This window comes from Dictyobacter vulcani, assembly GCF_008974265.1.
Lineage (GTDB): Bacteria > Chloroflexota > Ktedonobacteria > Ktedonobacterales > Ktedonobacteraceae > Dictyobacter > Dictyobacter vulcani.
In genome coordinates this window covers 3,385,930-3,398,122 of the sequence record NZ_BKZW01000001.1, presented here as the reverse complement: position 1 = coordinate 3,398,122, position 12,193 = coordinate 3,385,930, and the positions used below count along the sequence as shown (strand labels likewise).

The following is a 12,193-nucleotide window of genomic DNA, read 5'->3' as shown; positions in this document are numbered from 1 at the left end:
ACGACGTGTCAATTTTTATGGAGAGATAAAATATGTGGTGAGATTGAGGGTAGTAGCACCTCAATCTCACCACATCTGTATAATCTGTATAATTAGCGCGCACTACAGTAACGCGGTTCTAGCATGCCTGTTTTAAGCCTGTGGGACAATGGGAAGGACGATATAAGAGGGATGCTCGGCATTGTGCAGGATGGTCTGCTGCGCCACCACCAGTTCGCTATCGGCCCCCAGGTCATGGCCAGTATTTGGATTGCGGTCCCAGCGTGGAAAATTGCTACTGGTCACGTCAACACGAATACGATGTCCCTGCTTAAACAGATTACTCGTGGCCCAGAGATCAACAACATACTCATAGGCTTTTCCCGGTTCAATCAACGTTGGCTCAGCACCCTTAGAGAAATCCCGATAGCGCGCCCGGATAATCCCATCCGTGAGATTCTGCGCATACCCATCTGGATACACATCTACCAGACGAGCGACAAAATCGGTATCAGGTGCGCTGGAACTGGCCCAGAGGTGTAGAGAGATAGGTCCGGTGACCTCAGTATCCTCGATGAGTTCTGGTGTCGTATACACCAGCACATCTGAGCGCTGCTCCGTTGGTCGCTGATCAAAGACGCCACCAGGAAACTCTGGTGTCATTAATAAGGCACCACCACGCGTCATCACAGGATTGGCGGGATCGTAGGCATAGCGATCCGACTCTTCTGCTGCTGGAACTTCCGTATTTAAGATCCCATCGCCGGTCAGTGTATTCGCATGTCCAGCACTATGGAGATAGTAGCGTGTCTCAACTGCACGGGCCAGCGGCCATTCCTGCTCATCACGCCAGATGTTCGCCCCATGACAAACAGCTTGACCGGAGCTTCTGCCAGGAAACCAGTATCTTTATCTTTCAGGAAATGATCAAACCAGCGCAACTGCATACTCATAACATCACTCTGAAGATTGATCAGCGCAGGGGTTGAAGCAAAGCCAAAATTCTTCTCACCCACTGGATTCGAGCTACCGCCGTGGATCCAGGGTCCGATGAGTAGTTTGCTCTCACGCGCGACCGGAGTGGTACCATCCTGACGCATAATCCTGAAGTTTTCTAATGTATCATGCAAGAAAATATCATACCAGCCACCAATATTAAAGGTAGGCACGGTCACCTGTTCATGTTTGCCCAGAATAGTCATCGGCTCGACCAGTTCGCGATCCATCGGAGCATCAAAGACCTCATAGAACGCAGGCGCGATATCTTTATATGCCAGTGGAGCAAATTTCCTGAGGGGTAAGGACCAGTAGCCTTCTGAACCCAGGCTATCCATGGTCTTTGACCAGATATACATATCGGTTCCCAGTTCGGTAAAATTGTTATTCAGCATATGCCTGCGCATAATGACGTTCGCGCCCATGGATAGTTGCCAGGACGCGGCTGTACCGAGTTCCAGGGCCCCTCCCCGAAAGGTCACTCCATTTAACGGGTCGTTCCAGGTTATGTAGGGAGCCATCACCTTCAAGGCCTCTGGCTGATGAATGGCCGCCGACCATTGGGTAAAACCAAAGTAGGAGGCACCAAACATACCAACCTCGCCGTTACTATAAGGCAACTGAGCCGCCCAGGCAATGGTATCAACGCCATCCAGAGCCTCCTGCCGCATCGGTATCCACTCGCCTTCCGAAGCGAAACGCCCACGAGTATCCTGGATAATCACGACATAGCCCCGACGCGCCGCCTGTACCGCATCCAGGACGCCGCCAGCATTGGGGAAATCCTTTCCATATGGTAGACGGGTCAGGAGCACGGGCCAGCGCTCGTCGCCAACCGGTCGGTACACATTGGCACGCAGGGTGACACCATCTCTCATCTTCGCGGGCACATCAAACTCGATCGTCACTTGCAGACTCGACTGAACTGACATAGCTGCATTCTCCTTCTCTGATACAATTGCCTCTTTACAACATCTTTTATTGTCAAGAAAGAACAAACCCATCATACAACGCAAGAGAAAAGTGTGCCAATCACCGTTCATTTAGATAGAACATACCAGGGCTCACAAACCGCCTGTTAACGTATAGAGCACAGGAGAAAATCCTGCTATTTCACAAAAAAATCGAAAAGGCGGGCAAGTTAACAATCACGTAAATTTATTTAACAGAATGATTCTTGACACACCAAGATCTCATTCGTTATACTCAGTCCAATGATGGAAGAGAAACCCATCGATAAATTCTTGCAAGCCCACATCAGGCAGCAAAATAGAGTGGAGCCATATGTCGCAAGAACCAACATCGGGAGCATACCTTGTCATCCAGAAAGGCTCTCTGGCTGGGAAGCGTATCGAATTGTGGAAAGAGTGTACAACCATTGGTCGCAGCCGAGATAGTGATATCTTTTTAGAGGATATCACTGTTCATCGTAAGCAAGCCCGTATCCTGTATACCGATAACGGTTATGTCTTACGTGATGACCATGGCAGTGGAGATTGTTTTGTCAATAACAGTCCGATCGTTGAGCAACTTCTCAATAGCGGAGATGAGCTCCAATTTGGCAATACCCTGATTACCTTCTTTGCGAATGAGGGAACCAGGCCATTCCAACTGCCGTCATCTCGCGGTCGTGAGTTGCATAAAGGAAAAACGCCAGAGCCTGGCACGACGATTATTGCCCATCTGCAATTGATGAATCCAGGCACTGGTATGCGCAGTATCGAATTGTTACCTGGGATGACAATCGGGCGGAGCCGTGAATGCGACATCTTCCTTGAAGATCTGACCGTTAGCCGCCATCACGCAACGATTAAAGAGGTGACAACAGGTCAATATGAGCTAATCGATAACAACTCGGCTACCGGGACTTTTGTGAATGGGAAACCGATTACGCATAGCATGCTACAAGAGGGCGACGTGCTACAAATCGGCAACACCACGTTTACCTTTCGCTTATCAAAGATGTAGCATAGCTACTGCGCATTGTTGACAACGGTGCGCAGTAGCCAGAGCGGATTGTCAGCAGACCGGGCCCAGGTGCTGCTTTACATAGGCAACATGCTCTTGATACACATCTCGCTCGCTTCCATCCAGGCGTTTGACAGGAGGAGCATAGGGCCGGAGGCGCTGAATGAAGTACCGTACTTCTCGTGGCGTCTCGTGTTCGTAGTGAGATCCTCCCTGCCGCACCTGGGTCGCTGAGATATCTCGATAGGCGGCCGCAAAAGGACGTGAGGTCACATAGCAAGCAAAGCGCTGATTCTCGGGTTGCTGCAACAGCCTGGCCAGATCATCCTCACCGGCATTCCCCCGTGGCACCACAAACAACTCCGCCATGCTAAACAACGCCTCTAGCGAGGCATCACGATCCTCATAATAATGTGGATCAAAAATTTGTACGATCTTATCGAAGCCCATCAAGAACAACACCCGCTTCACCTTTGGAAAAGCCTGGCGAATCGCCTGTGCCTGCTCTACATACAATCCACGATTGAACAGCAGAATGCCCACAGCAGGTAAACGCTTGCTGAGTATATCCTGCAACAGGATTACCTTATCCAGCAGCAGCGGCCGCTCAACCCCTTCTTTATCCACCGTACGCTTGCTAAAAGCCGCATACACATGCACCGGACCCTGCACATCTTTTGCATATTGCTGTGCCTGCTTCAATAAAGCCAGATGCGCAATGGTCGGTGGATTAAATGAGCCCGTGAAAACTATCACCGTACCTTCCGGCTCCTGCGAACCAGGTACACAGATAACCTCGGCAGAAGCCGTAGGTTGCAGTTGATCAAGCAAATCTTGCACCTGCTGCATATGGCGCAGCCGCTGCGCTGATATATACATAAAGAAACATCGCTTCCAGCCTGGCTAACTTCACAATAAAATGTACTTTATTGTACACTATTCATACAAAAGAACAGGCAGGATGTTACGTAACAATATCCTGCCTGTTCTTTTTAAAAAGTCGGGCTTTTAGGCCTGGAGTAGGCGGCGTAAGACGGTGGGTAGGATGCCACCGTTTTCGTAGTAGGTGACGTCGATAGCACTATCCAGGCGCGCAATGGTCTGGAAGGTGAAACTGTTGCCATCTTCACGGGTCGCCTTGACGGTAACTTCCTGCCGGGGTTTGAGGCCCTGCTCGATGCCTGCGATCTCGTAGGTCTCGCGTCCGGTCAGGTTCAGGGATTCTTTGCTCTCGCCTTGTTTGAATTGGAGTGGCAGGATACCCATACCAACGAGGTTGCTGCGATGGATGCGCTCAAAGCTTTCAGCGATGGCGGCACGCACACCGAGTAGCAATGGTCCTTTAGCGGCCCAGTCACGTGAGCTTCCGGAGCCATATTCTTTACCGGCGATGACAATCAAGGGTACGCCATCCTTCTGATATTGCTCAGAAGCCTCGTAGATGGTTGTCTCTGCGCCATCTGGCAGGTGAACGGTATAGTAACCTTCTTTCCCTTCCACCAGGCGGTTACGCAGGCGGATATTGCCAAAGGTGCCTCGGACCATCACTTCATGGTTACCACGGCGCGCGCCATAGGTGTTGAAGTCGCGTTTGGCTACTCCATGCTCAACCAGATACTGTCCAGCCGGACTCTTCTCATTGAAGCTTCCTGCCGGAGAAATGTGGTCGGTGGTGATCGAGTCGTCAACCATGACCAGGACACGGGCGTCATGGATATCTTTCACGGGCGCAGGCTCAGGTGTAATATCCTTGAAGAAAGGAGGCTCCTGCACATAGGTCGAATTGGGATCCCAGTCGAAGAGGGGTCCGGTTGAGTTGGAGAGGGCCTGCCAGTGCTCGTCGCCTTCAAAGACATGGGCATAGTTCTTCGAGAATACTTCGGGCGTGACAGCCTTCTGGACGAGGTTACGTACCTCTTCCTGGGTTGGCCAGAGGTCGCGCAGATAGACTTTGTCGCCATTGGCGTCGGTTCCAATCGGATCGGTCGTTAAATCGATATCGACGGTACCGGCCAGGGCATAGGCAACAACCAGTGGTGGCGAGGCCAGGAAACTGGCACGCACCTGTGGATGGATGCGACCTTCAAAGTTACGGTTACCACTCAGTACAGCCGCCACGATCAGATCATTATCCTGCACGGCTTCAGCGACTGGCTCGGACAGTGGTCCGCTATTACCGATACAGGTGGTACAACCGAAACCAACCAGATGGAAACGCAGTGCCTCCAGATAAGGGATCAACTCTGCATTCTCCAGATAGTCGATGACAGCGCGTGAACCGGGTGCCAGACTGGTCTTCACCGCTGGATTGACCGAGAGGCCACGCTCTACAGCACGCTTGGCGACCAGACCAGCGGCAATCATCACCGAAGGATTGGAGGTATTGGTACAACTGGTAATGGCAGCAATCGCCACTGATCCATTGGTCAGATGCGTCTGCATGCCACCCATGTCGATCGCAACGCCCTGCGCACCCGAGACTGGCTTCTCAGCTACGGCCACAGCGGTTTGAGTCTGAGCAGGGGCTGTTTTAAAGCGATCAGCATAGGCAGTGCGGAACGTCTGTGAAAGGGCGCTCATCGGCACACGATCCTGTGGACGACGAGGACCGGCGAGGCTGGGCTCGATCGAGCTCAGATCCAGTTCGAGCAGGTCATCAAACTGTGGCTCGGGAGTATCATCAGTGCGAAAGAGGCCCTGGGCCTTTGTGTAGCGCTCCACGAGATCCACCAGTTCTGAATCACGACCGGTATCACGGAGATAACGCAGTGTCTCAGCATCCACAGGGAAGAGAGTCGCGGTTGCGCCAAACTCGGGTGACATATTGGAGATGGTGGCTCGATCGGCCAGGCCCAACTGACTGAGTCCAGGACCAGTAAACTCGACGAACTTGGCGACGACACCACGCTTACGCAGCATCTGTGTAACGGTCAATACCAGGTCCGTGGCGGTAGCACCTTCAGGCAGGGCACCGGTCAGGCGCATACCAATGACTTCAGGCGTCAATAAATAAAGTGGTTGACCCAGCAGGACAGCCTCGGCCTCGATACCACCGACACCCCAGCCCAGTACGCCCAGGCCATTAATCATCGTTGTATGCGAATCGGTACCAACCAATGAATCAGGATAGGCAACTGTCTCCCCGGCATCGTCTTTCGTCAGCACAACTGAAGCCAGATATTCCAAATTAACCTGGTGCACAATACCAGTTCCAGGAGGCACGACACGGAAATTGCTAAAGGCCTGCTGGCCCCAGCGCAATAAGCCATAGCGCTCACTGTTACGCTCATATTCCCGTTCAACGTTGCGGCCAAACGCCAGCGTCGAACCATATGAGTCCACCTGTACAGAGTGGTCAATGACCAGATCAGCGGGCACCAATGGATTAATTTTTTGTGGATCACCCTGCATCCGTGCCACAGCCGAACGCATTGCAGCCAGATCAGCGACCGCAGGCACACCGGTAAAGTCCTGCAACAGGACACGACCGGGTAGGAATGGATATTCCGCCTCATTACCAGCCGACTTTCCAGGAGTCCAGGCGGCCAGGGATAAGACATCATCCTCGGTCACCAGTTCACCACCAGCATGGCGCAACAGATTTTCCAGAATAATTTTGACCGTAAAAGGAAGTCGCTCCAGCCCTTGCACTCCACGCTCAGCCAGAGCGGCCAGACGATAGTAATGGATTGAGGAATTTTGCATGCCCTCTAATTTTGTACGGGCATTAAATACATCTTTGTACGTCGTCATATCAAGTCCTTTTAGGAGTTATTTTTTGTAGGGGGACAGATGACTGCACAAACCCTCGTGCAAGCCAAGCCTACATCAGAAACAGCTAACATTCAGTCTTATTATATAGCATAGGACTACCTTTGTGGAACGGAAAACGGGGATCTCAAAAATTGGAGGGAGGGACCATGATGGACCTGGGGCAACGTACCGGCAGCCTTCACGGCCAATACGTTTCACTTAAGGATTGAATGGCTGAAATAATAGCATGACGGTGAAGGAACACCTTCTCAAAGGATCAAGAGAGGTAAAACGTGTAGGTTCGCTTTTCTTGATCCTTTGAAGTCACTGGGCCTCTGATCGGCTTAGATGCTTTCGTCAATCTCGTCTAGAAAAAGGCTTACGTGAAACGTATTAGCCTTCACGGCTGCGACCGGGTCGCGTATGAAAAAGCAACGCCAGACAATAAACGCTGGCAACAGATATCTTAAGCTCTTATTTTCTTATGGTGAAGAGTTTTAGGGGAACTTGCTGGTACGCGAAACAGTCGCAGCAGCAAGCGCTGCCGGTACTGGCCGCTAGTCGTGAATGGTGTCGCCAACGCGAATAGTGCCACCTGCAATGATGCGCGCTCCCAGGCCAGCACGATGAATGAAGCCAACCACAACTTTATGGTTTGTCCGTTCCATCAGATGAGGACAGGGTTCGCGCAGGGCGATCCCACGGAAAAGGGTATCACCAATGCGAAATTCGCGGTTAACGAGATGGTTGAGCGAAAAGCCACGGGTCACAATGTTGCGGCGCATATCCGCATACGCAATGGAAAGCTTATTTTCGGCTTCAACACTTTCAAAAGCTTCGCTTTCTATAAAAGTAACTTCATAACTCTCTTCGTCAGATCCAGAATGCGTACCATTTTTCGCATAATAACGATCGCCAACAATACCACAGCCCGCAACCAGATCGGCCTCATCAACCTGCTGCATTGGCTCATCAGCGGCAGCCGCAATATAGAGGGCTACGACCTCACCTTCCCATATGATATGTTCAGACATTATTTTTCTCCTTTTTTTGCTCAGTCACGCGGGGCTTGCTCAGACGGGAACTGGCCGCAGCCACGAGAGATGCCGTTACAGCAACTTTTTGCTCTATCAAAGGCTATTTCTGCATCTTTTTGGTGGGGTATATTCGTCTTTGTATAGAGATATCTCTGTATTTTTGGCATATGACAAAGAATCATAGTGACCATTGCAAATAAATAGATCAAAAGCGCGACAATGAGCGTATATACAACAAAGAGCACATTTTTTTTGCTGTGCCAGAACAGTAAAGAGTGATAAGGGTGTATTCTAGAACGACCTTTTTGGGAGTATAGAAGAAACATTTCGCGAAGTCAATAGGAATCATCATACTAATAAGGATCATACCCTGAAACAAGAAAGAAGTGCCTGATCAACACAATAAAAGCACAGCAATAAGCGAGCAATAGTGATACACTAGAGCTAGCAACGCTAATGTTGTGCTCTATGCTTTTATTGCGTCAGGCTTACTATATGGATGCTCCTTATATTGACAAAGCAGCACTACTTTCGCTACAGTAGAGAAACGTTATATTCTATGCACATACTATTGAAAAGCAATCGTGAACGCCGCTCACTCGCAACTAGCGTAGTCGCCACCACACAACAAGAACAAGCTGATCAGTATTACAGAAATGTAACAGCCTGTCAGGCGACTTCGCTCACATGATTGAATGGCATGATATATGCGTAGGACAGGGAGGAAGGACGGTCATGGGGAAGTGTTTGGACTTCAAAAATTGTGGATTTGATAATCGCGACGGGGCGCGCTTCTGTACACATTGCGGCATCCCGACAAAAGGGACCTTGCTAAAAGGCCGTTATGCTATCGAGTCCTTGCTAGATAAGGATCGTGGTACGGTTACTTTTCAGGCAACCGATCAGCAAACGCAACAGCCTGTGACGATTCGGGCATTGATTCCTAAAGATACAAGTACCCAGGAACAAGAAAATTTTTTACAGGATGCCGAACTAGCGGTGTCGCTTTCAACGCATGTCAGCGATCCCGGGAGCATTCGTGTAATTGATTATGGTCAGGATGGACCAGTCGTTTTTATGGCAAAAACAGCCCTGGCACAGCCGCAGCAGCCCGCATCGACATTATCGCGCCTGGTGAACCGTATTTCCAGTGATTTCTTTCCCCAGACACCTCCCGCCGGGAATATGGGTGGCGATGAAGAAGAGGCTACCCAGTTACGCATAGCGGTGCCGGCTGCCGCTGCCGTATCACCACAACCAATCCAGTCAACACCAGCATCGGCGCTTCGTGATTGGCTGACTGAGGGTAATCTGGCCTATGAACATGGTGCGTATGACCAGGCACTCTCGGCCTATGAGATGGCGACGCGCCAGGATGCAGGACTGGTTGAAGCCTGGAGTGGAAAAGGAGCAACGCTCCTACACGTAGGGCAACCGGATGAGGCCCTGGTGGCTTATGATCAGGCGATCGCACTCAATCCCAATGATCCTGAATTATGGACGTCACGCGCCAGTGTGCTGCACGATCTCCAGCGCTATGATGAGGAGATGTATTGCTATGATCAGGCGCTGACCTTTGAACCAGATTATGTCTATGCATGGAGTGGACGCGGCATGGCGCTGGCTGAACAGGGCTATGCTGAAGAAGCATTGGTGGCCTTTGATCGGGCGTTAATGCTGGATCCACAGCGCAGTACGATCTGGCAGGCGATGGGCGATACATTATATAGCTTACAGCGCTACGATGAAGCTTTGATCGCGATCGATCGAGCCTTTGCGCTGGATGATAGTCAGGCTTCACTCTGGGATACCAAAGGAAATATTCTGCGACGCTTGAAGCAGCCTGAAAAAGCGCTGGCATTGCATGAGCACGCGACGGCGATTGAGCCCGATAACGCGACCACCTGGTTCGACAAAGCCAATGACCTACGCGATCTACGCAACTACCGTGAAGCACTGTCCGATTATGATCAGGCATTGGCACTTGACCCAACATTAGCTGGCGCGTGGTATAATCGAGGCAATGTCTTAGCTGCACTCCGAATATTCGAACAGGCATTAGACTCATATGACCGCGCCCTACAATATGATGACGGACTTATTTCGGCCTGGTATAATAAGGGAAGCCTGTTACATGAGCTCAAACGCCACCAGGAGGCTCTTGCGGCATTCGATCGCGCGCTCTCACTCGATGTCCATTATATTGCCGCCTGGAATAACAAAGGTCTTTCACTCTTTGCATTGGGCCGATTGGATGAGGCACTGGCTGCCCTGGATCAAGCAACATCCTTTGCACCCGAGGAACCGGACGCCTGGTATAATAAAGCGGTCGTCCTCGAAAAGCTAGGGCGAAAACAGGAAGCGGTCACTTGCCAGGACTGGGCACGCTCGCTCGATCAGCAAGCCAAAGACAAACAGGGACGCTAATCCCAGACACAGGTTTATCCAGCAAAGCTATCCCTGGTGATAGTGGTCAATGCCAAACCAGGTTGTTCCGTCCCGATGACACTCTCAAACATACAAATGTCGGTGCCACTGACCAGGTGCCCTTAGATCTCGACACCTAAGAAGGGTGTTTTGCTACACGGAGGAGGGAATGCGACGCTGCGCCGATCAGGTTGACTGCGGATATGACAACCGGGACAGCGATTTATTTTGTAGAGCATGTGCACTGCCGTTATTAGACACCGCATTGGCTGGACGTTATATTGTGGAGGCTCTGCTGAGCAAGGGTGGATACGCGGCGGTATTTCGTGGGATAGACCAAAATCTTTCTCGTCACATTGCTATCAAGGTGCTGTTACCCAGTAAAACCACACCCAATGAACGCGATCATTTCCTGCGTGAAGCACGGATCGCTGCCACGCTTGATCATCCAAACATCGTTCCCATACTCGATTATGGTAAGGATGGCTCAAGCGTTTTTCTCGTCATGCCTTTGTATACGGTTGGCTCTTTACGCACCCGGCTTGCACAGGTCAATGGCCCTTTACCGATACAGGAAGTTATTCATAATTTCCATCAACTCGCTCAAGCCCTGTATTACGCTCATACCCGTCAACGTCCAATTATTCATCGTGATATTAAACCCGAAAACATTTTGATTCACCAGGAGGATTATCGCCTGGTGATTACTGACTTTGGCATCGCACGTTCCCTGGAACCTGGAACAAGTGTGGGCAAAACGATTACGGTGCGTGGGACGGTTGGCTATATGGCACCTGAACAGAGCAGTGGCATCGTTGACCCGCGTAGCGATCAGTATGGGAGCGCGGTGGTCCTGTATGAGATGCTCACTGGCTACCATCCTCTCGATCCACGTGGGGGCTCGATTCCACCGGTGACCTCACTGAATCCAGAGTTACCGGTGTTACTGGATACTGTGATGCAGCGCGCCCTGGCTTCACATCCCGAGGATCGCTATGCCGATATGATGGAGTTTATGCGTGCCTTTGATTATGCGTATCGTCCCAACATGCGGTCACGTAGCCCACACTCCAGTTCTCTGCATGAAGAACAGATTATCGTGCTGCCACGCAATATGACCAATCCGGCTACGCCCGCTCAACGGGTGCAGGATAGAAACACCAATAACCGAAATACGAATAAGGGATATATACCCAGTAGCAGTTATAATCCGCCCAACCCGAGCCCACCGTATCCGCAGCCACGTATCCATTACAGCACGGGTAGTGTCCGGGAGAAGTGTCGCGAGGGTGATCAATACCTGAAACAGCAAGCCTACTCGCAGGCCTTGATGGCTTATGAGGAGGCGCTGCGCATGGATCCGTTTAACTTTTATGCCTGGAATGGGAAAGGGACGGCGCTCTATAATCAGGGCAATTATCGCAAGGCACTGGAGTCATATCAACGGGCCACTGAGATTGAACCGAATAATGCCATCGTCTGGGTCAGTGCGGGCCTGGTGCTCAATCGCCTGCAACGCTATCAACAGGCGCTGGTTCATTTTGAGCGGGCACTCTCAATAGATCCATTATATGTAGCCGCCTGGAATGGGAAAGCGGATACGCAATTAGATATGAATAAGCCCGAGGATGCCTGGGCTTCGTATGAACAGGCGTTAAGAATTGACGCCAGAAGTTTTCATGCCTGGAATGGGTTGGGCAATGCCCGTTCGAGCCTGCATGATTTCCCTGGTGCCGTGGATGCCTATACCCGCGCCCTGTTGATCAATCCACGCAGCGCGGTAGCCTGGTGTAATAAAGCTGAGGGACTTATTCGCCTGGGACACAATAAAGCGGCGCTGGATGCCTTAAATGAGGCAACCGAGATGGATAAGAATTATGGACGAGCCTGGTTACTGAAATCGGAGGTTTTTGAGTCTCTTGGCAATTCTCAGGAGGCACAGAAGGCCCGTCGTCGCGCCAATCGCTGGGGATTAAAAAATTAAGTAAAATACACAAATCACCTGGGACGTATCCACCAATCCTGATGGGCCG

6 protein-coding genes and 1 pseudogene are annotated in these 12,193 nt (G+C 51.0%); 3 read left to right on the top strand and 4 right to left on the bottom strand.

Annotated elements, in window-relative coordinates; translation table 11 throughout:
• Positions 1-132 precede the first annotated feature (132 nt).
• Positions 133-1,853 (bottom strand): annotated as a pseudogene (locus KDW_RS14340) (CocE/NonD family hydrolase).
• Between the two features lie 406 nt (positions 1,854-2,259).
• Between KDW_RS14340 and KDW_RS14335 the strand changes: the two are divergent.
• On the top strand, positions 2,260-2,943 hold the full coding sequence (locus tag KDW_RS14335) for an FHA domain-containing protein (protein ID WP_151756588.1): 684 nt from the start codon (positions 2,260-2,262) through the stop codon (positions 2,941-2,943).
• Positions 2,944-2,994: 51 nt separating this feature from the next.
• On the opposite strand, the gene KDW_RS14330 is transcribed toward KDW_RS14335, so the two are convergent.
• The 3 genes from KDW_RS14330 to KDW_RS14320 form a co-directional block, all read right to left on the bottom strand.
• Positions 2,995-3,822 (bottom strand): nucleotidyl transferase family protein, encoded by an 828-nt coding sequence (locus KDW_RS14330; protein ID WP_151756587.1) that lies wholly within the window; start codon positions 3,820-3,822, stop codon positions 2,995-2,997.
• 129 nt (positions 3,823-3,951) lie between these two features.
• Positions 3,952-6,696 carry an aconitate hydratase AcnA gene (gene acnA, locus KDW_RS14325; RefSeq protein ID WP_151756586.1) on the bottom strand — a complete coding sequence of 915 codons (2,745 nt, stop codon included), beginning with the start codon at positions 6,694-6,696 and terminating at the stop codon, positions 3,952-3,954.
• 557 nt (positions 6,697-7,253) lie between these two features.
• Positions 7,254-7,730 (bottom strand): MOSC domain-containing protein, encoded by a 477-nt coding sequence (locus KDW_RS14320; protein ID WP_151756585.1) that lies wholly within the window; start codon positions 7,728-7,730, stop codon positions 7,254-7,256.
• 738 nt (positions 7,731-8,468) lie between these two features.
• Between KDW_RS14320 and KDW_RS14315 the strand changes: the two genes are divergently transcribed.
• Both KDW_RS14315 and KDW_RS14310 read left to right on the top strand, forming a co-directional pair.
• Complete coding sequence (locus KDW_RS14315) at positions 8,469-10,160, top strand: tetratricopeptide repeat protein (protein WP_162005229.1); 1,692 nt, start codon at positions 8,469-8,471, stop codon at positions 10,158-10,160.
• Positions 10,161-10,329: 169 nt separating this feature from the next.
• Positions 10,330-12,144 carry a serine/threonine-protein kinase gene (locus KDW_RS14310; RefSeq protein WP_151756583.1) on the top strand — a complete coding sequence of 605 codons (1,815 nt, stop codon included), beginning with the start codon at positions 10,330-10,332 and terminating at the stop codon, positions 12,142-12,144.
• Positions 12,145-12,193 lie beyond the last annotated feature (49 nt).